Genomic DNA, 19,500 nt, shown 5'->3' with positions numbered 1-19,500 from the left:
TCTGAATGGTTAGCCCGTCATGGGTCGCCCGTCTGATGGATCGACGGTCTGACGGGTCGGCCCTCTGACGGGCTGGCGTCTGATGGATCGACGGTTTGACGGGCCCAATGACCGCCGGGCGGCCCTGCGGGGTTCGACCGGTGGGGGCCGCGGCGGTGACGCGGGGGCGGCCGCCGCGGCCCCGATCGCTCTTCCCGGGACGCTGCGCTCGTCCCGGGAAGAGCGCCGAGGCCCTGATCGTTCTTCCCGGGAAGAGCGCCGGGGCTTCGCAGGTTGCATCCGTACGTGGACGAGATCGACGTCGTGGTGATCGGGGCCGGGCAGGCCGGGCTGTCGAGCGCGTACTTCCTGCGCCGGTTCGGCTTCGAGCCGCTGGTGCTGGACGCGGGCGACGGGCCGGGCGGGGCGTGGCGGCACCGGTCGCCGTCGCTGACCATGGACAAGGTGCACGGCATCTTCGACCTTCCCGGTGCGCGGCGCTCCGATCCACCGGTGGGCACCCCGCCCGGAGCCGATCAGGCCGATCCGCCTGGGACCGGTCGTGCTGATCTGTCCGAGGCCGACGGGCGGCGGCCTGCGGCTGTGGTCGTCCCCGAGTACTTCGCGGACTACGAACGGGAGCTCGGGCTCGCCGTGCTACGGCCGGTCAAGGTGACGGCCGTGGCGCCGGGGGAGGGCGGGCGGCTCGTGGTCACCTCCGGGGCGGGGGAGTGGGCGGCGCGGGCCGTGGTCAACGCCACCGGCACCTGGACCCGCCCGTACTGGCCGTACTATCCGGGCGCGCGCTCCTTCCGCGGCCGTCAGCTGCACTACGCGGCGTACCGGGGACGTGAGGAGTTCGCCGGGCGGCGGGTGGTCGTCGTGGGCGGCGGGACCTCGGCCGCGCACGTGCTCTCCGAGATCGCCGGCGTCGCCGCGAGCACCCTCTGGGTCACCCGCCGGCCGCCCGTGTTCCGCCCGCTGGACGACTTCGGCGAGGACGCGCGCCGCGACGCCGTCGCCCTGGTCGAGGCACGGGTACGCGCCGGGCTGCCGCCGCAGAGCGTGGTCGCCGTGACCGGGCTCGGGTACACACCGGTCGTCCGGGAGGCGCTGGCCAAGGGGGCGCTGGAGCGGCTGCCGATGTTCGGCCGCATCACCGCCGGCGGGGTGAGCTGGGATGACGGACGGTACGTGGAAGCGGACACGATCATCTGGGCCACCGGCTTCCGCTCGGCCCTCGACCACCTCGCCCCACTGCGGCTGCGCGAGCCCGAGGGCGGGATCAGGGTGGACGGCACCGAGGTGATCGCCGAGCCGCGTTTGCAACTCGTCGGCTACGGCCCTTCAGCGAGCACGATCGGCGCCAACCGCGCGGGCCGTACCGCCGCCCGGAACATCCGCCGCCTCCTTGCCCAGGCCCCTTCCGTTCCGGCGGCCTGACCTGCTGACGTCCGCCGTCGCCTTGCCGCACCTGCTCCATTCCAGCTGCCCGACCTACTATGAGAAGTAGTAAAAATACCGATTGAGGCAGAGACCGGTAGCACTCTCGACACGGGGCGTTACCACGGGATAGCGTCGGGTGAAAGGATCTTTATCCGTCTCTGGAGGTCCCCCCGATGGATGTTCCCGGCTACACCGAAATTCGGGAACTCGGACACGGCGGGACCGGACGGGTGATGCTCGCTTTACGCACGTCCGACGGGACGCCCGTAGCGATCAAGCACCTCGCCGCGCGATTACGCGACGACGAGCTGTTCGTCGAACGCTTTCGCGCCGAGGCCGGGCTGATCCGCGAGCTCGACAGCCCGCACACGGCCCGCCTGCTCGACTACGTCGAAGGCCATGACGACGCCTGCATCGTGATGGAGCTGGTGGACGGCATCACCCTGCGCCGCCTGTTACAGCACGCGGGCGCCACCGGCCCCGAGGCGGCGCTGGCCGTACTGAAGGGCGCCCTGCTCGGGCTGGCCGAGGCGCACCGGCACGGCGTGGTACACCGTGACTTCAAGCCCGAGAACGTGATCGTCTCCCAGGACGGCCAGAGCAAGCTCGTCGACTTCGGCGTCGCCGCCCACTCCGGTGAGAACGCCCCACTCGCCGGGACCCCCTCCTACATGGCCCCCGAGCAGTGGGCGGACGCCCCTGCGGGGCCGGCGTCGGACGTGTACGCGGCGGCCGTGGTGTTCTTCGAGTGCCTGTCCGGGCACCGGCCGTTCATCGCGGACAATTTCGCCGCCCTCGCCTACCAGCATCAGCACGCCGAACCCCCGCTGGCCGACATCGAGGAGCCGATGCGGGCACTGGTCGGGCACGGCCTGGCCAAGGACCCCGCCGAACGGCCGGAGTCGGCCGAGGCGTTCCTGGCGGAGCTGGAGGAGGTCGCCGACACCGCCTATGGCACCGGCTGGGAGGTACGCGGCCGGGCCGGGCTCGGCCTGCTGACCGTCCCGCTCGCCTCTTCGCTGCCTCTGTCGCGGCCGCTGCCCACGTCGGCGAACGGCGGCACGAGCCTGTTCAGCACCGCGCTCGCGCCGGTGACCAAGTTCGCGGTGACGGGCGGCCTGGTGGTCGCGACCGCCGCCGCGGTGGCATCGGCGTTCGTGATCTGGAACGACGCGCCGCCGGAGCGCCTCGCCGGGCTTCCGCCGGTCAGCGCGCCCGCCGAGTCGGCCCTGATCCCCACGCCATCCGGTACGGCGGAGCCGTCCATCCTCACCCCGGGGCCCAGCGATCTTGCCAGCCCCCCGCCCAGCACCGACGCCGCGGATCCAGTGGTCACCGGGGACCACACCGAGCCCACCGAGTCCCCTGAGCCCGACGGCACCCGTTCGCAGGAGCCCATCCGTACCCGCTCGCAGGAGCCCACCCGCGGGCCGGAGCCGACGCGGACCACGCGTCCGGCCACCTCCAAGCCCTCCGCCTCCCCAACGACCACCAAGCAGGCGTCGACCACGAAGCCCGCCACCAGCGAGCCCAAGCCGTCCGCCCGTCCGGCCACCACCAGCCCCCCGGACACCCAGGCCCCCGCCCCGACCAAGGCCGCCGGGCCGCTGGTCTCGGTGTCGGTCAAGGTGTCGATCGACGTACCCGTGCTCAAGGGCAAGGACGGCCTGCTCGACGTCGACCTCGGCCTCGGGCTCGGGAGCGGCCTGCTCGGCTCCGTACTGATCCCCGGCTCCGCGCTGCTCGGCCGCCACTGGGCCGTCCGCAGAGCCAGGCGGGCCCGCTCCTCGCACACGTCGTCCTGTCCTCCGCCGGACGTCGACAAGCCGTGACCCGCCCCACGCGCCGGACATTTCGCCCATACCAAAATTTGCTGATTTGCCGACCGATACAGATGATCCCCTACTATCTAGCCTCGGATAGGGGGCGTACTTCTGAGCCCCGCAGTTCGGGCGAAGGAGAAGTGTGGCGGTTGCATGCCCCGCCGACCGGCGGCGCCGTCCGATCCTCACCAAAGCGCTCACCGCGATGATGACGGCGGTGTTCCTGTTAGTGAGCCTGGCCACGCCCGGACACGCGGCCCCCAAGCCGACGATCAAGCAGCTCAAGAAGGAGCTGGCCGCCCTGGGGAAGCAGTCGGACAAGCTGATCACCGAGTACTACAACGGCCGCATCGCCCAGCAGAAGGCCGAGAAGGCGGAGAAGGCCGCCCAGGACAAGCTGGCCGCCGCCCAGGAGGTCTACGACCGAGAGTCGGCCGAGCTCAGGCTGATGGCCGTCGCCCAGTACACCAACGGCGGCCCCCCGAGCCCCGCCACCATGCTCTCGGCGAACGAGGACCCCTCCGCGCTCATGAGCCGCCTCGCGCTGTCCAACCACCTGGTCGACCAGCAGAGCGCCAGGCTGAGCGGCTTCGCCAAGGTCAGGGACGACCGCAAGCAGGCCGAGGAGGAGGCGGCCGCCCGCGCCAAGGAACTCGGCGACCAGGTCGCGGACCTCGGCAAACGCAAGGACAAGGCCGAGCAGCTGATCAAGAAGATCAAGGACAAGATCGACAAGCTCTACCAGGCGCCCGGGGTCCGGCGGTCGGACGGCACCTGGGTCCCGCAGCTCCCCGAGGGCTCCGACAACATCACTCCCCGGATGCGCCTGGTCAAGACCCTGGTGAAGGAGCGCTTCGCCGTACCCAATGGAATCGGCTGCTATCGGGCGATCCAGGACGGCGGCGAGCACCCGCTCGGGAGGGCGTGCGACTTCATGCTGAGTCGCGGCGGCTCGATGCCGACGGCCGCGGAGGTGGCGCGCGGCAACGAGATCGCCGCTTGGGCGATCAAGAACTCCAAGCGGCTGGGCATCATGTACATCATCTACCGCCAGCGGATCTGGCACTCCAGGACCGGCTCCTGGCGCACGATGTCAGACCGCGGCGGCACCACGGCCAACCACTACGACCACCCGCACATCTCGGTGTATTGACGGTTCCAGGTGCTCTTTAAGGGACCTGTTCCGGCTCAGCTCCGGTTCCCGGGGTCTTCGAGGCCGAGCGCCGCATCGATGGGAAGGGCAAGCCCGTCCCAGAGGAGGCGCGCGTTCTCTCTGACGTGCTCGACCGGGTCGGTGTCCCGTAGCCGCCGGACGATCTCCACCAGTGCGGGCCACGGACAATAGCCGGTCGCCACCACGACGGCCTGCCGGATCCCCTGGTCGGGGTCGGCCGCCATCGCGCGAAACGCCTCGACAAGCATCGGGTCCTGCTCGGGCGGGGCCGTGAGAGCGGCCGCGTACGCGGTGGTGAGCCGGTCGTCACGAGCGGTCGCACCCTGCAGTGCGCCAAGCGCCTCGGCATACGTCCACGTTGGGCACAAGCTTGTGATGTCCCGCGACACCTCGCCCGCTGTGTCGCCGCGCAGTGTGATGAAGTTCAGGCCCGTGAGCGGGTCCTCGATGTAGCGGATCACCACGTTGCCGTCGCATGCGTGCCAGGTATGGAGATAGACGTCCGCCTTGCTGTTGCCGACGTCGTACAGGGACCAGTGCCGAGATCGCGCGATCTGGAACATCCTGGTCTCCCGGGTGCCCGCTTTGAGGATCAAGCGCGATTCGGCGCCCACCACGACTCTCCTCCCGGATTTGAGGCCGCATCCGCGGTTACCGCACCCGGGAAGCGTAGTAGGCCAACCGAACGGCGCGTTCGCTGAGGACGGTTCGGATGCCGAGAATCATGGACAAGCATCGGCCGTCGCGTTGAGTTCCGCGTATCGGGCCTGGCAATCGCGATAGAGCGGAAGCAGCCCCCGCTCCTCGGCTTCGCGCAGGGAAGGAGCGGTCCGGTCCATGTCGGAGAGAATGAATTCGTGCTCCCGCGGCCAGGGCACGTTCAGCTCCGGGTCCAGCGGGTTGATGGACACGGTCGTGCTCGGCGAATAGAGGCTGGAGCAGAGATACCAGACGGTCACCTCCTTCGTCAGCGCGAGGAATCCGGCGGCGAGCCCCTCCGCGACGTAAAGGGCCCTCCTGCTCTCGGCGGTCAGTTCAACCGCGATGTGCTCGCCGTAGGTGGGGGAGCCGATCCTGGTGTCGAGTACGACACAGAGCATGGCCCCGTGCGCGCAGTTGAAGTAGCGCGCTTGGCCCGGCAGGCCCACCACATGGAGGCCGCGTATGGTGCCGCGATAGGACCAGGAGCAGTTGACCTGAGCCACCCAGAGCGGATGGCCCACTGCTTTACGGAACGCCGGCTGGCTGAATGGCTCCAGGAAAAGCCCCCGCATGTCTGGATAGATTTTCTGGTCGATCATGAAGGAGTCCGCCACGTCAAGTTCTTCGATGTGCATGCCCGCAAACCTCTCCCGTAGATATGTTTCTCTGTCATGGCAATTCGAGGCTTTCAGTGCGGCATTTAGGAGGCAACCCCCTAAAGCTCCCCCTAGTCCCCCTACGCATTCTTAATGCGAGCGTATTAGCCTGGCCTGATCCAACGCCAATGGGTTCCTTGTGTGCGGTTTTCCTGCGCCCATGAAGAAATGCGAACAAGGCGTCTCGCCACTAATGGCAATTGACGGCATGGCCAGTGAGAACAGATCGCCCTCGTAATATTTCATGAGTGCGACAGGGGCCGGACAACAACGGCACAAGGCCGCTCATGGTCTCCGTCAGAGCCGGGCGAAAGCCCGCGAAAGCTGGGTCAGGTGCGTCAGCTCGTCCTTCATGGCCGGCAATCCAGGGCTGAGCACCGGGTCGCCGGACGCGGCGTCACGGGTGACCGCGGGTTTCATATCACCCGCGGAAGCGGGGGAAAGGTCTGGCGCCGCCGCGGTTCTCTTCGTGGCCGCGAACGTATGGAGGGCCTGGGCCACGGTTCGGGCGTGCAGGGCCGGGGTCATGCCGTCATGAAACGGCCTTCCGGTGTAGGACTCCAGGACCAGCAAGGAGTCACGGATCTCGATGACATAGCGATAGAGCTGGTAGCCGGCGGAGTCGCCGACGCTGGGCGGTTCGCGTCTGAGTTCGGGCATGGCCGTGGTCAGCGCCGTCCACAGAGGGCGAAGGCGGCGCAGCGCTCGCCGTTGGGCCACCGACCGCAGAGGCGTGGCGAGCCGCGGCCCCCAGACGCCGATGGTGGGGCCGGCCACGATCAGCGTGGTGCAGGCGAGCCCGAGGTACGTCACGGCATGCGTCGATGCGCCCGGCGGCGTCGGAAGGCCGAAATAGCTGGTCAGCGCGGTGGCACTCAAGTAGCCCACATAGAGGAGCCCGCCGGCGTCACCGGCCGCGACCAGCCGCAACCCGAGCCGCACATATGGCTGGTGCACATAGCGCACGTATCGCCAGGTCCGGCGGAGCGTGCCGAAAAGGCCGGCGGAGATGTAGGCGAGGAAGGCCAGATAGAAACCTACGATGAGCGGGTTTTCGCCGTGCACGACGAGGAAGCCCGCGCCGGCGTCATCCGGCACCCCGGAGCCGAACAGCAGGACTCCCATCACCGCGATGCCGGCCGCAGCCCACAATATCTTCGCGCTGACGCCCGGTGCCCGGTCGCCCGCCGGTGACGTCAGGTAGGTCACTGTGATCCAGAACGCGCACATGGAGGCGATGGTGAAGCTGAACACCAGCCATCGCCCGAGCCCGTTGACATGGGCGAGAGTGTCGAGCCTCGGCTGGATGTCATGAAACTGCACCAGCACGCTGAGGCTGAGCGTGACGATATGAGCGGAGTAGGCCAGGTCCACCGGCGATCGACGTTTTCGGACGAGTCGGACGGCGGCCTGCACGGCAATCGTCCATATGACGGAGGCCTCCCCCCAATACAACACATCGACCACGTCAAAATCCCCTTTCGGACCCCCACGCCTGTTCGATGTTCCGGACCACCTCGGCTATTTCAGGAGGCGGTGTGGCGGCCGGCACCGTGTAGTTGCCCGGTGCCAGCACACGTGGTGCCAAAATGAGCTCGGCGAAAGCCTCCGCCGCGTCTTCGGCGGGATCGGCGTAACCGTTCCGGCACAGCACGCGTTTTATCATGTCCGGGTGGAGATCCGGCAGCAGCATGCGCTGGAGCTCTTCACTCCGCCATCCGCTGTCCTGATGGCCGAGCACCAGGTGACCCAATTCGTGCAGCAGGATATGGCACTCGTGCAGCGGCGACGAGCTGCGCACGTAACACAAATAGTCGGTGCCGACGGCCTTGATATAAAGGCCGCACGGCGCACCGCGACGCGCCGAGATGGGAATCATCTGAATGGGGCGGCCTCGTCGCTTCTCCAGTCGTTTGATGAAGAGTTCGAGGTCGAAGGGGTCGGGGATGACTCCTTCGGCTTCCAACTCCTCGATCGACACCTGATGTGGTGCGCGCTGCTCCCTTTTCACCGCATGCCGTCCGGTACCCTCGCCGTCCCACGCCCAGTGCAAATGTCGTCGCTCATGGCTAGCAGGGGCTCAATGGTCGGTCCACCTCTCCTCCTCCTGTTCTCCTACTTGTCGCGGTGACGTTGCTCCAGTCGGGCCGTCCGCTCGATCAGCTCCTGCACCATGTCGCGCGCTTCCGGAGACAGTTCGAAGAAGGCACGCAGATGAGCGCCTTTCATCCCCGTGTCACGCAGCAGCGCGAGCAGTTCGACCTGGTCGCCGATCTCCTTCGAGGCCTCGTCGTCGAAGAAATAGGCCGGCGAGACCTGGAAGAAGGCGGCGAGCGCCTCGATCAGGCGTTTGGTCGGGTTGGTGGCGCGCCCGGTGGACAGCTTCCACAACGTGGTGTGGGAGACCTGTTCGCCGGTGAGCTCCTCGATGCCGGCCGCCGCCTCGGCGTAGGAGTAGGGTCCCCGGCCGGCTGGATAGACCGTCCGGAACAAGAAGTTGATCTTGTCGGCCAGGGATGGCGAGGACGACTCGCCTTGCGACTGCCCAGTCAACTGATCCGACATGTTCTCATCCGTCATCACTCACCGCTCGGCTTCATCAACTATATTCGCAGATCTTCCCTGGCAATGGAACCTAGTTGACAGAGGGGATATGCGTCTGCGAGTCTCCAAGGGTACTCCCCAAAGTTGATGCGGCACAGTGGCTCATCACTTTTATGCAGTCCGATGCTCGCGCACTTGGCCATGACTGCTCGGCGGTCAGCAGGTCCGAGGCCCATGTCGCCGCCGTACCGCAGCGCGGCGGAACCCGCACCCGCGCCCTGAGCCAGGTGGCGGGATTTCTCGTCGCCGGTGAGCGGTCACCGCGGGTGCCGGGTTTCCGTCTCCATGAACCCCAGGAAGGGATCGTTCCAGTGACGCCGACATCCAGCCAGCGCCAGGAAACCATCGGTCAGCTCTACGACCGGACCACGGAGATGATCGAGAAGATCATGGGAGGCAGCCTGCACAATGGCTATTGGGACGACCCCATGGATGGGGCTTCGCTGGAAGCGGCCTCCGAACGCCTGACCGAGTTGATGATCGACAAGCTGGACGCGAGCAAGGGCCGGCGGATCCTCGACATCGGATGCGGCACGGGCAGGCCGGCGATAGCCCTGGCTCGGACCGCCGGGGTGGATGTCGTCGGCGTGACGATCAGCGAGAAGGAAGTGGAGCTGGGCTCCCGTCTGGCGAAGGACGAAGGGCTGGCGGATCGGGTGACGTTCCAGGTGGCCGACGCGCTGGAGCTGCCCTTCGAGCCGGACTCCTTCGACGGCGCTTGGCTCTTCGAGTCACTGCTGCACATGCCGGACCAGGCGCGCGTGCTCCGCCAGGCCTACTCCGTACTGCGGCCCGGTGGGGTGTTGGTCATCGCCAACCTGGTTGAGCGCGCCCCCCTAACTGACGAGCGGCGCGGCAGACTGGAGGCTTCCTATCACGACTCCCACATCGACTCGATCATCCCGCTGCGGAACTATCCCGGCTTCATCGCGGACAGCGGACTCGCGCTGAGAGAGATCATCGACATCTCCGAACACACGATGTCTCCGACACTGCGTCGCGTCGTCGAGAGAATCGCCGGACTGCGTGAGGAGTTGCCAGAGTTCGACGGCGTGATCGAGCCGCCGCCGTTCGTGGCCCGGCTCATCGAAACGCCGGAGGTAGGGTACGCGATCATCGTGGCCACCAAGCCTGAGCGCCCGGCGGGGAGCTAAGCCTTCGCCAGGGCCGCCAGCAGGCGGTCCTCGGTCACCTCGGCGCCGTTGAGCTGCTCGCTGATCGCGCCGTCGCGCAGGACGACCACGCTGTCGCAGTTGCCCGCCAGCTCGGCCACGTCCGAGGAGATGAGCAGGATGGCCAGCCCGTCGACGGCCAGCTCGTCGAGCAGCGCCTGCATCTCCAGCTTGGTGGCCACGTCGACGCCGCGGGTCGGCTCGTCGAGCAGCAGCACCTTGGGGTGCATGGCCAGCCAGCGGGCCAGCAGCACCTTCTGCTGGTTGCCGCCCGACAGCTCGCCCGCGGGCTGCCGGGGTGAGACGGCCTTGATGCCGAGCCGCTTCATGAAGGTGGCCACGATGCCGTCGATCTGCGCGTCGGAGACGATTCCGGCGCGGGACAGCCGGGGAAGCGCGGCCAGGGCGATGTTGTCGCGCACCGACAGGGCGGGGATGATGCCCTCGGTCTTCCTGTTCTCGGGCACGAGGCCGACGCCGGCGCGGATGGCGCTCCTGATCGACCACTTGCGGGCCGCCGCCCCGGCCACGGTCACCTGGCCCGCGTCCACCGGCATGACGCCCGCGATCGCCCTGGCCGTCTCACTGCGTCCGGCGCCGAGCAGGCCGCCGAGGCCGACGACCTCGCCCGCGCGCACCGCCAGCGACACGCCGTCCAGCACGTGGTGGCGGGTGAGCCCCTTCGCCTCCAGGACGGGGTCGTCGCCTGGTTCGTCGGGCTGGGCGGCGGAGTGCGGCTCCTCGACGGGGTGGAACGGCCTGCCGAGCATGAGCGACACCAGCCGGAGCCGATCCAGTCCGGCCAGCGGGCCGGTGTGCACGACGCGGCCGTCACGCAGCACGGTGACGCGGTCGCAGACCTCGTACAGCTCCTCCAGCCGATGGGTGACGTAGACGACCGAGCGGCCCTCGTCACGCAGCCGGGCCACCGCGCCGAACAGCGTCTCCAGCTCGGCGTGTTCGAGTGCCGAGGTGGGCTCGTCCATGATGACCAGCCGGGCGTCCGCGGTGGCCGCCCTGGCCAGGGCCACGAGCTGCCTGGCCCCCTCGCCCAGCGTGCCCAGGGGTCTGCGGACGTCGGTCCGCAGGCCGTACTCGGCCAGGATCCGCTCGGCACGGGCGTTGGTTGCCGTGAAGTCGATCAGCCCGAGGCGGCCGCGCGGCTCCCGGCCGAGCAGCAGGTTGCGGGCGACGCTCATGGTCGGGACGAGGTTCGTCTCCTGGTGGATGGTGGCGATGCCGGCCCGCCTGGCCTCGGCCGGGCTGCCGAACCTGACGGGCTCGCCCAGGTAGCGCAGCTGGCCCGCGTCCGGCTGGCACACGCCGGAGAGCACCTTGACCAGGGTGGACTTGCCGGCGCCGTTGCCGCCGATCAGCGCGTGCACCTCGCCGGGACGCACGGAGAGCGTGACGTGGTCGAGCGCGGTCACGCCCTGGAACGTCTTGAGAACTCCAGCCACCTGCAGCACGGTTGCCTCCGCCTCGATCGTGGTCGCGGCAGGAAACAATCCAGTAACAGAAGTGTCACATTCGATCAGATCCGGGCGACGTGCAGTCTGACGCCCCTGCCGCTCAGCTCGTCGAGCACGTCGCCCGGGGCGCCCTCATCGGTGACCAGGTGGTCGATCTGCTCGGCGGCGACGGTCTGCACCATCGTGTCGACGCCGATCTTGGTGTGGTCGGCCAGCACCACGACCTCCTCGGCCGCCGCGGCCAGCGCCCGGTCGACGCCCGCCACCTGCATGTTGGGCGTGGACAGGCCGCGCTCGGCGGTGAGCCCGTTGCCGGAGATGAACGCCCGGCGCACCCGCAGCCCGGACAGCGAGTGCTCGGCCGCGCTGCCCACCAGGGCCAGGATCGTGCCGCGCAGCGTGCCGCCGGTCAGCATCACCTCGATCCGCGGCGAGCCGGCCAGGACCTGGGCGACGAGCAGGGAGTTGGTCACCACGGCGAGCTCGGCGTGCCTGGTCAGGCGGCGGGCGAACTCCTGCGTGGTGGTGCCGGGGCCGATCACGATGGCGTCGCCGTCCTCGACCAGCGCCGAGGCGAGGTCGGCGATCGCGCTCTTCTCGGCGGACTCCAGCGAGACCTTGTGCGCGTAGCCAGCCTCCCGCGACAGCTCGCCGGGCAGGGTGGCGCCGCCGTGGTGGCGGTTGAGCAGGCCCTCCGACTCCAGCGCGCGCAGGTCGCGGCGGACGGTCACCTCGGAGGAGTGCACGGACTGGGCGAGTTCGCGCAAGGACACGGCGCCGTTGGCGCGCACCAATTCGAGGATGCGCTGCCGGCGTTCTGCGGCGAACACCGGCCGTCGGCCGTCGCTCTGCGTGTCGCTCACGTCCCGATCATAGTCGAATGCTCAACTCCGGCTCACCTCTGATCATATGAGAACGAATTTGATCGGAAATCTTGACCGGCTCGGTCCACGGGTGCTTATTTGGGAGCCAGGCAGGGTCATAACCTGTCCGATCCTGATCGAAGGACATGCCAATGCGTCTTGTCTGCCCGGTCGTCATCTCGCGGTCCTCCGCTCGCTCCCTCCGCCCCCCAGCGTGAAAGGACACTCCGTGCGAAAGTCACTCGCGGCTATGATCGCCGTGCTGCTGGCCGTGTTATGGCAGGTTCCCACCCCCGCGGGCGCCGCGGCCGAACGGCACGGGCTGCGCGGCGACTACTACCTCGCCTCGGCGCCCGGCGCGTTCGATTTCGGCGAACTCAAGGCCAGTGTCGTGGACCCGAGCCTCGAACAGGGCGATCTCAACCCCGTGTTCAAGCTGCTGGCCGGCCGGGAGGACGACGTCACCGTCCGGTGGACCGGCAAGATCCGGCCCGCGTACTCCGAGACGTACACCTTCTCGATCATCGGCGACAACGGCTTCCGGCTCTGGGTGGACGGCAAGGCCGTCATCGACCACTGGGTGGACGATTGGGACAGGGAGCAGGTGGGCACGCCCATCGCGCTGGAGGCGGGCAAGGACTACGACATCAAGGTCGAGTACTTCGAGCACTTCGGCGGGGCGAATCTGCACCTGCGCTGGCAGAGCGCCAGCCAGCCGAAGGCCGCGGTGCCGGCGGCGGCGTTCACGCTGCCGGACGGGTTCGACCCGCCCGGTCCGGCGGCCGCGTCGGTCGGCGCTTCCGGTGACCTGGCCACGCTGACGTTCGCCAAGCCCCTGAGCTCGCTGCCTACGGCTCTGACCGACCACCTGGCGCTGACGGTCGCAGGCACCAAATGGCCCATAGCCTCCATAGCCCTGAAAAATCGGGACACGGTGGTGCTTAAGCTGCAATATCCGGTTCCGGCAAAGGCGGGCAACACACTCCGCGCAACCTATGACGGCACCGGCCTGAGCTACGCCGACGGCACGCCGGTGGCGGCCTTCCCGTACGCGTACGTCCTCAACGACTCCACGTACATCCTCAGCACCCGCTGGTCCAAGGACGTCGACCCGAAGAACCCGCTGCCCGAGTACCCCCGCCCCCAGCTGGTCAGGGACAGATGGCGCAGCCTCAACGGCGTCTGGCAGTTCGCCGCCGCCAAGCAGGGTGAGGCCGCGCCGACCGGTCGCGACCTGGCCGAGCGCATCGTCGTGCCGTACCCGGTGGAGTCGCAGTTGTCGGGCATCGGCCGCCACGAGGACCGCATGTGGTACCGCAGGACGTTCGAGGTGCCGCGCTCGTGGAGCGGTGACCGGCTGCTCCTGCACCTGGACGCGGTCGACTGGGACGCCACGATCTACGTGAACGGCAAGCAGGTCGGCACGCACAAGGGCGGCTACGACCGCATCACCGTGGACGTCACCGACGCGCTCAGGCGCGGTGGCCGGCAGGAGCTCGTCGTCGGCGTCGCCGACCCGACCGACTCCGGCGCGCAGCCGATCGGCAAGCAGCGGCTCGACCCGAGCGGCATCTGGTACACCGCCGTCTCCGGCATCTGGCAGACGGTCTGGATGGAGCCCGTCGCCAAGGACCACATCGAGCGCGTCGACACCGTCCCCGACGTCGCGGGCCAGGCGCTGCGCGTGACCGTCCAGGGCGCGGCGGGCACGGCCACCGTGGTCGCCAAGGACGGCCACCGCGTCGTGGGCACCGTGACCGGCCCCGTCGGCACCGAGCTCAGGCTGCCGGTCCCGAACCCCAAGCTGTGGTCGCCGGACAAGCCCTTCCTGTACGACCTGAAGGTCCGCACCAAGAAGGACGAGATCTCGTCCTACTTCGGGATGCGCTCCATCGAGCTGAAGAACAACCGCATGCTGCTCAACGGCCGGCCCGTCTTCCAGCTCGGCCCCCTCGACCAGGGCTTCTGGCCTGACGGCATCTACACCGCCCCCACCGACGAAGCGCTCAAGTACGACCTCACGCAGACCAAGAAGCTCGGCTTCAACACCGTACGCAAGCACACCAAGGTCGAATCCGACCGCTGGTACTACCACGCCGACAAGCTGGGCCTGCTCGTCTGGCAGGACATGCCCGCCATGTTCAGGACGAGCGACAAGCCCCAGTTCGAGGCCGAGCTGCGCGAGATGGTCGACCAGCACCGCAGCGTCCCGTCGATCGTCATGTGGGTGCCGTTCAACGAGGGCTGGGGCCAGTACGACCAGGCACGCATCGCCGACCTGGTCAAGGGCTGGGACCCCTCGCGGCTCGTCGACAACATGAGCGGCATCAACTGCTGCGGTGCCCAGGACGGCGGCAACGGCGACGTCAAGGACTACCACATCTACCCGGGCCCCGGCGTCCCCGGAAAGCCCACCGGTACCCGCGCGGTCGTCATCGGCGAGTACGGCGGCCTGGGACTCCCGCTCATCGGCCACACGTGGTCGGGTGGCGGCTGGGGCTACGCGGTCGAGCCCGACCCGGCGGCCCTCACCACCCGCTACGTCGGCATGATCCAGGAGCTCCAGAAGCTGCACGCCTGCGACCAGCTCAGCGCCGCCATCTACACCCAGACCACCGACGTCGAGACCGAGCTCAACGGCCTCATGACCTACGACAGAGCCGTCACCAAGCCCGACGTGGAGCGGGTCAGCGCCGCCAACCGGGCGCTCACCGGGCAGATCACCCCGGCCTGCGCCTGATAGGAAGGAACCCCCATGAATCTCCGGACAGCCTGCCTGGCGCTGGCCGTACTCCTGACCGCGTCGGCCTGCGCCAAGGCGGAGGCACCGCAGAGCGCGCCCGCCGCCACCAGCACGGCCGGGCAGCAGGTCGTGCAGAGCCCCAGCGGCACGGCCGGGCCGACGTGCACGCTCGACCAGTTCGGCGGCAAGAAGTTCGACCTCAAGACGGCCACCGTCGGCTTCTCCCAGTCGGAGAAGGAGGCCAACCCGTTCCGCATCGCCGAGACCAAGTCGATCAAGGACGAGGCGGCCAAGCTCGGCATCGCCAACCTCAAGGTCACCAACGCCCAGTCGCAGTTCTCCAAGCAGATCACCGACGTGCAGCAGCTCATCGCCCAGGGCGCGCAACTGCTGGTCATCGCGCCGCTGAACTCCGACGGCTGGGAGCCGGTGCTCCAGCAGGCCGCGGCCAAGAAGGTGCCGATCATCACGGTCGACAGGAAGATCAACGCCAAGGCGTGCAGCGACTACCTGACCTTCATCGGCTCCGACTTCTACGAGCAGGGCAAGCGGGCCGCCGACCGGATGATCGACGCCCTCGCCGGCAAGGGCAAGGTCGCCATCCTGCTGGGCGCGCCCGGCAACAACGTCACCACCGAGCGGACGAACGGGTTCAAGGACCGGATCAAGGAGAAGGCCCCCGGCATCGCGATCTCCTTCGAGCAGACCGGCGAGTTCGCCCGCGAGAAGGGTCAGCAGGTTACCGAACAGCTCATCCAGTCCAACCCCGACATCAACGGCATCTACGCCGAGAACGACGAGATGGCGCTCGGCGCCGTCACCGCCCTGAAGGGCGCGGGCAAGGAGGCGGGCACCATCAAGATCGTGTCCGTCGACGGCACCCGCAGCGCCGTCCAGGGCATCGCCGACGGCTGGCTGCACGCGGTCATCGAGTCGAACCCCCGCTTCGGGCCGCTCGCCTTCGAGACCGCCCAGAAGTTCCTCGACGGGCAGGCCATCCCCGACAAGGTGATCATCTCCGACCGCGACTACGACACGTCCAACGCCAAGGACTCCCTCGGTGAGGCGTACTGAGTTGGCAGCGGTTCTCGAGGCGAAGGGGATCAGCAAGCGCTTCCCCGGCGTACTCGCTCTCGACGGTGTGCATCTCGCCCTCCTCCCCGGCGAGGTGCACGCCCTCGTGGGGGAGAACGGCGCCGGCAAGTCCACCCTGATCAAGGTCTTCACCGGCGTGTACCATCCCGACGGCGGCGAGCTGCGCCACCACGGCGCGCCCGCCGCCTTCGGCACGCCGCTCGACGCGCAGCGCGCCGGGATCTCCACCATCTACCAGGAGGTCAACCTCGTCCCGATGATGAGCGTCGCCCGTAACCTGCTGCTCGGCCGCGAGCCACGCGGCCGATTCGGGGTCATCGACGCCACGAAGATGTACGCCGAAGCCGCCCGCGTCCTGTCCGGCTACGGCGTCGAGACCGACGTCCGGCGGCCGCTGCGGACGCTCGGCATCGGCGCCCAGCAGATGGTCGCCCTGGCCAGGGCCGTGGCCGTCGACGCCCGCGTGGTCATCATGGACGAGCCCACCTCGTCACTGGAGCCGCGCGAGGTCGAGACGCTGTTCGGGGTGATCAGGCGGCTGCGCGACGAGGGCATCGCCGTCATGTACGTCAGCCACCGGCTCGACGAGCTCTACCAGGTGTGCGACCGGGTCACCGTGCTGCGCGACGGCCGCGTCGCGCACACCGGGCCGCTGGCCGGGCTGGACCGGCTCAAGCTCATCTCGCTCATGCTGGGCCGCGACCTGAACGAGGTCAAGGCGGACGGCCTGACCAGGTTCTCCCGCGACCGCCACCGCGCCGCCGACGGCCAGGAGCCACCGGCCGTCGAGGCGCGCGGCCTCACGCGGCGGCACGTCCTGGACGGGATCGACGTGTCCGTACGGCCCGGCGAGGTCGTGGGTCTCGGCGGGTTGCTCGGCGCCGGCCGTACCGAGACCGCCAAGGCCATCGTCGGCGCGATGCCCCTCGACGGCGGGCAGGTGCTCGTGGCCGGGCTGCCGCTGCGCGGCGGCTCCACCACCGCGGCCATCAGGGCGGGCGTCAGCCTGCTGCCCGAGGACCGCAAGGCCGAAGGCATCGTCCCGACGCTGTCCGTCCGCGAGAACATCGCGCTGGCCGCCCTGCCCGCCCTGGCCAAAGCGGGCGTGGTGTCCGACGCGAAGATCGACCGGATGGTCGAGATCTTCATGCGGCGGCTGCGCATCAAGGCGGCCTCGCCGAACCAGCTCGTGTCGGAGCTGTCCGGCGGCAACCAGCAGAAGGTGCTGCTGGCCCGCTGGCTGGCCGTCCGCCCCAAGGTGCTGCTGCTCGACGAGCCCACCCGCGGCATCGACGTGGGCGCCAAGGCCGAGGTGCAGGCGCTGATCGACGAGCTGGCCGAGGAAGGGCTGGGCGTGCTGCTGATCTCCTCCGACCTGGAGGAACTGGTCGAGGGCGCCGACCGCATCCTGGTGCTGCGCGAGGGCGCGGTCGTCGGGGAGCTGACCGGCGACGAGGTGACCGAGGAGAGGATCATGGCAACGATCGCGGATGACCGCGCTCACCTCGACGGCGACGATCGCGGGGCAGCCCGGCGACCGAACTCGACAGCGATGATCCGGGAGTGGCCCGATGACTGAGCTCACCTCGAAACCGGCGCCTCCGAACGGGGCGATGTCGATGGCAGACCTCAAACCGCGGATCTTCGCCTGGGTGCAGGACTACGGCGTGTACGCGGCCGTGCTGGCGCTGCTGCTGTTCAACGTGCTGTTCACGCCGCACTTCCTCGACGCCTCGAACTTCCGCACCCAGTTCGTCCAGGTCACGCCCATCGTGATCGTGTCGCTGGGCATGGCGCTGGTGATCGGCACGCAGGGCATCGACCTGTCCGTCGGCTCGGTCATGGCGCTGGCCGCCGCGCTCGTCGCCCTCTACCTGGGGTACGGCGCGCTGCCCGCGCTGATCGTCGCCGTGATCGGCGGGGCGGTCGTCGGCGCGGCGGGCGGGGCCCTGGTCGCCTACGTGGGCGTCCAGCCGATCGTGGCCACCCTGGCGCTGCTCGTGGGCGTACGCGGCATCGCCAACGTCCTGGTGCCGCAGCTCGTGGAGTTCCGCAACCCGGACCTGATCGCGCTGGGCAGCAGCTCGGTGGCCGGGATCCCGGTCATCGTGCTGATCGCCGCGGGGCTGACGCTGATCGTGCTGTTCGTGGTGCGGCGCACGACGTTCGGCCGCCAGGTCGTCGCGATCGGTGGCAACCGGTCGGCCAGCGAGCTGTCCGGGCTGCCGGTCAAACGGGTGCTGCTGATCGTGTACGTCATCTCCGGGCTGCTCGCCGCGCTGGCCGGGGTGCTGGCCACGGCCCGCCTGCAGGCCAGCGACCCGACGTCGCTCGGCCTGTTCATCGAGCTGTCGGCGATCACCGCGGTCGTGGTCGGCGGCACGCCGCTCACCGGCGGGCGTATCAGGGTGCTCAGCACGGTCATGGGCGCGCTGCTCATGCAGCTGCTCGCGGCGACGTTGATCAAGCACAATCTGCCGCAGTCGTGGACCCAGATGGTCCAGGCGGTCATCATCCTGGCCGCCGTCTACGCCACCAGGGAGCGTGCGAACCGATGACCTCCGCTTCTTCTGCTTCTTTGCGACGTGAGCAAGTGAGCCGGGTGCTCCAGCAGCACGGGGCGCTCATGGTGCTGGCGCTGCTGGTGATCGTGGGCAGCGTGGCCTTCGACTCCTTCGCCACGGCGGGGAACGCGGCCAGCGTGGTGGTCTCGTCATCGTTCCTGGCGATCATCGCGATCGGGATGACTTTCGTGATCATCAGCGGCGGGATCGACCTGTCGGTGGGGTCGCTGTTCGTGCTGGGTGGGGTGCTGGCGGCCTATGGGTCCCAGTACGGTTTGCTCGTGGCGCTGGGGCTGCCGCTGGGCGCGTGCGGGATCGTCGGCTTGCTGCAGGGTTTGGTCATAGCTCGCACCGGTATGGCTCCTTTTATCGTGACATTGGCTGGTTTGTTGGGTGTGCGGGGGTTGATGCTCGCCATCTCGGGTGAGGGCGCAACCACCTATTTGGTGAAAAATCCCGCTTTCGCGTCCTTGGGGCAGGGGGAGTTGCTCGGCCTGACGTACCCCGTGTACATCACCGCGGCGCTGGCGCTGGCCGCGATGGTGCTGCTGCAACGCACCGGCTTCGGGCAGAACGTCTACGCGATCGGCGGCAACGAGCAGGCGGCGGCGCTCATGGGCGTGCCCGTGGCGCGTACCAAGGTGACCGTGTACGTGATGTCGGCGCTGCTGGCCGGCCTCGCCGGCGCGCTGAACGCGGCACGGCTCTCGTCCGGGGTGACGATCCTGGGCATCGGCCTGGAACTGGACGCGATCGCCGCCGTCGTCATCGGCGGCACCCTGCTGACCGGGGGCGCGGGCGGGATCACCGGGACGGTGGCGGGGGTGCTGCTGCTGGGCGTGATCCAGAGCCTGATCAACCAGGTGGGGAACCTGACGTCGGCCTTTCAGCAGGTGGTCAGCGGGGCGTTCCTGGCGCTGGTGGTGGTGGCGCAGCGGCTGCTGAGCAAGGCGCAGCGGCTGTCGTAGTGGGGCGTAACCCCGAGTCTGGTGCCGTGTCCTCTCGAACCGAGACAGTCAATGCTGAGGCTTTATTCACCTTTGCTTTCCCTGTCCGGGGAAGTCCTTTTCGGCGTGGCGTCGAGGGGAGCCCGGTTGTGACTGTAAGCATCTTTATCGTCACGCTGGGTTGCTCAGCGGGCAGGAATGGGCCGTCTTCCGGCCAATGGGTTAGCCGCGACCGCTGGCCGCGCTCCAAAAGAAACGGT

The 19,500-nt window shown here is 68.6% G+C and carries 16 protein-coding genes; 9 read left to right on the top strand and 7 right to left on the bottom strand.

Annotation, left to right across the window (positions count from 1 at the left end; translation table 11 throughout):
- The first annotated feature begins 285 nt into the window (after nucleotides 1–285).
- The 3 genes from ACQP2T_RS33850 (at nucleotide 286) to ACQP2T_RS33840 (ending at nucleotide 4,401) form a co-directional block, all read left to right on the top strand.
- Entirely contained in the window at nucleotides 286–1,422 is a 1,137-nt protein-coding gene (locus tag ACQP2T_RS33850; protein WP_433508946.1) for an FAD-dependent oxidoreductase, read from the top strand.
- A gap of 236 nt (nucleotides 1,423–1,658) precedes the next feature.
- Nucleotides 1,659–3,257: a protein kinase domain-containing protein gene (locus ACQP2T_RS33845; RefSeq protein WP_433508945.1), complete on the top strand. Its 1,599-nt coding sequence runs from the start codon at nucleotides 1,659–1,661 to the stop codon at nucleotides 3,255–3,257.
- 133 nt (nucleotides 3,258–3,390) lie between these two features.
- Nucleotides 3,391–4,401, top strand: a complete 1,011-nt coding sequence (locus ACQP2T_RS33840) for a coiled-coil domain-containing protein (protein ID WP_433508944.1) — start codon at nucleotides 3,391–3,393, stop codon at nucleotides 4,399–4,401.
- A 35-nt stretch (nucleotides 4,402–4,436) separates the two neighbouring features.
- On the opposite strand, the gene ACQP2T_RS33835 is transcribed toward ACQP2T_RS33840, so the two are convergent.
- The 5 genes from ACQP2T_RS33835 to ACQP2T_RS33815 all read right to left on the bottom strand — a co-directional run bounded on the left by ACQP2T_RS33835 (nucleotide 4,437) and on the right by ACQP2T_RS33815 (nucleotide 8,345).
- Nucleotides 4,437–5,036, bottom strand: a complete 600-nt coding sequence (locus tag ACQP2T_RS33835) for a hypothetical protein (protein ID WP_433508943.1) — start codon at nucleotides 5,034–5,036, stop codon at nucleotides 4,437–4,439.
- A 108-nt stretch (nucleotides 5,037–5,144) separates the two neighbouring features.
- Nucleotides 5,145–5,759, bottom strand: a complete 615-nt coding sequence (locus ACQP2T_RS33830) for a dTDP-4-dehydrorhamnose 3,5-epimerase family protein (RefSeq protein ID WP_433508942.1) — start codon at nucleotides 5,757–5,759, stop codon at nucleotides 5,145–5,147.
- Nucleotides 5,760–6,077: 318 nt separating this feature from the next.
- A complete protein-coding gene (locus tag ACQP2T_RS33825) occupies nucleotides 6,078–7,196 on the bottom strand; it encodes an MAB_1171c family putative transporter (protein WP_433508941.1) in 1,119 nt (372 codons plus the stop codon).
- 52 nt (nucleotides 7,197–7,248) lie between these two features.
- Nucleotides 7,249–7,791 (bottom strand): hypothetical protein, encoded by a 543-nt coding sequence (locus tag ACQP2T_RS33820; RefSeq protein WP_433508940.1) that lies wholly within the window; start codon nucleotides 7,789–7,791, stop codon nucleotides 7,249–7,251.
- Nucleotides 7,792–7,895: 104 nt separating this feature from the next.
- Nucleotides 7,896–8,345 (bottom strand): XRE family transcriptional regulator, encoded by a 450-nt coding sequence (locus ACQP2T_RS33815; RefSeq protein ID WP_433508939.1) that lies wholly within the window; start codon nucleotides 8,343–8,345, stop codon nucleotides 7,896–7,898.
- A gap of 350 nt (nucleotides 8,346–8,695) precedes the next feature.
- Between ACQP2T_RS33815 and ACQP2T_RS33810 the strand changes: the two genes are divergently transcribed.
- Nucleotides 8,696–9,538 carry an SAM-dependent methyltransferase gene (locus tag ACQP2T_RS33810; RefSeq protein ID WP_433508938.1) on the top strand — a complete coding sequence of 281 codons (843 nt, stop codon included), beginning with the start codon at nucleotides 8,696–8,698 and terminating at the stop codon, nucleotides 9,536–9,538.
- On the opposite strand, the gene ACQP2T_RS33805 is transcribed toward ACQP2T_RS33810, so the two are convergent.
- Nucleotides 9,535–11,016, bottom strand: coding sequence for a sugar ABC transporter ATP-binding protein (locus ACQP2T_RS33805; RefSeq protein WP_433508937.1), 1,482 nt, complete (start codon nucleotides 11,014–11,016; stop codon nucleotides 9,535–9,537). The two genes, ACQP2T_RS33810 and ACQP2T_RS33805, sit on opposite strands and share 4 nt — an antisense overlap.
- Before the next feature lie 74 nt (nucleotides 11,017–11,090).
- Complete coding sequence (locus ACQP2T_RS33800; RefSeq protein ID WP_433508936.1) at nucleotides 11,091–11,891, bottom strand: DeoR/GlpR family DNA-binding transcription regulator; 801 nt, start codon at nucleotides 11,889–11,891, stop codon at nucleotides 11,091–11,093.
- A gap of 229 nt (nucleotides 11,892–12,120) precedes the next feature.
- On the opposite strand from ACQP2T_RS33800, the gene ACQP2T_RS33795 reads away from it, so the two are divergent.
- The 5 genes from ACQP2T_RS33795 to ACQP2T_RS33775 all read left to right on the top strand — a co-directional run bounded on the left by ACQP2T_RS33795 (nucleotide 12,121) and on the right by ACQP2T_RS33775 (nucleotide 19,261).
- Nucleotides 12,121–14,631 carry a PA14 domain-containing protein gene (locus ACQP2T_RS33795; protein WP_433508935.1) on the top strand — a complete coding sequence of 837 codons (2,511 nt, stop codon included), beginning with the start codon at nucleotides 12,121–12,123 and terminating at the stop codon, nucleotides 14,629–14,631.
- 15 nt (nucleotides 14,632–14,646) lie between these two features.
- Nucleotides 14,647–15,708 carry an ABC transporter substrate-binding protein gene (locus ACQP2T_RS33790; RefSeq protein WP_433508934.1) on the top strand — a complete coding sequence of 354 codons (1,062 nt, stop codon included), beginning with the start codon at nucleotides 14,647–14,649 and terminating at the stop codon, nucleotides 15,706–15,708.
- Nucleotides 15,695–17,308 (top strand): sugar ABC transporter ATP-binding protein, encoded by a 1,614-nt coding sequence (locus ACQP2T_RS33785; RefSeq protein WP_433508933.1) that lies wholly within the window; start codon nucleotides 15,695–15,697, stop codon nucleotides 17,306–17,308. The genes ACQP2T_RS33790 and ACQP2T_RS33785 overlap by 14 nt, the downstream gene beginning before the upstream one ends.
- Nucleotides 17,301–18,287 carry an ABC transporter permease gene (locus ACQP2T_RS33780; protein WP_433508932.1) on the top strand — a complete coding sequence of 329 codons (987 nt, stop codon included), beginning with the start codon at nucleotides 17,301–17,303 and terminating at the stop codon, nucleotides 18,285–18,287. Before ACQP2T_RS33785 ends, ACQP2T_RS33780 begins: the two co-directional genes overlap by 8 nt.
- A gap of 68 nt (nucleotides 18,288–18,355) precedes the next feature.
- Complete coding sequence (locus ACQP2T_RS33775) at nucleotides 18,356–19,261, top strand: ABC transporter permease (protein ID WP_433508931.1); 906 nt, start codon at nucleotides 18,356–18,358, stop codon at nucleotides 19,259–19,261.
- Nucleotides 19,262–19,500: the final 239 nt, after the last annotated feature.

Origin of the sequence: Nonomuraea sp. CA-143628 (assembly GCF_050942315.1) — a bacterium.
Lineage (GTDB): Bacteria > Actinomycetota > Actinomycetes > Streptosporangiales > Streptosporangiaceae > Nonomuraea.
This window is presented reverse-complemented; position numbering and strand designations above follow the sequence as displayed.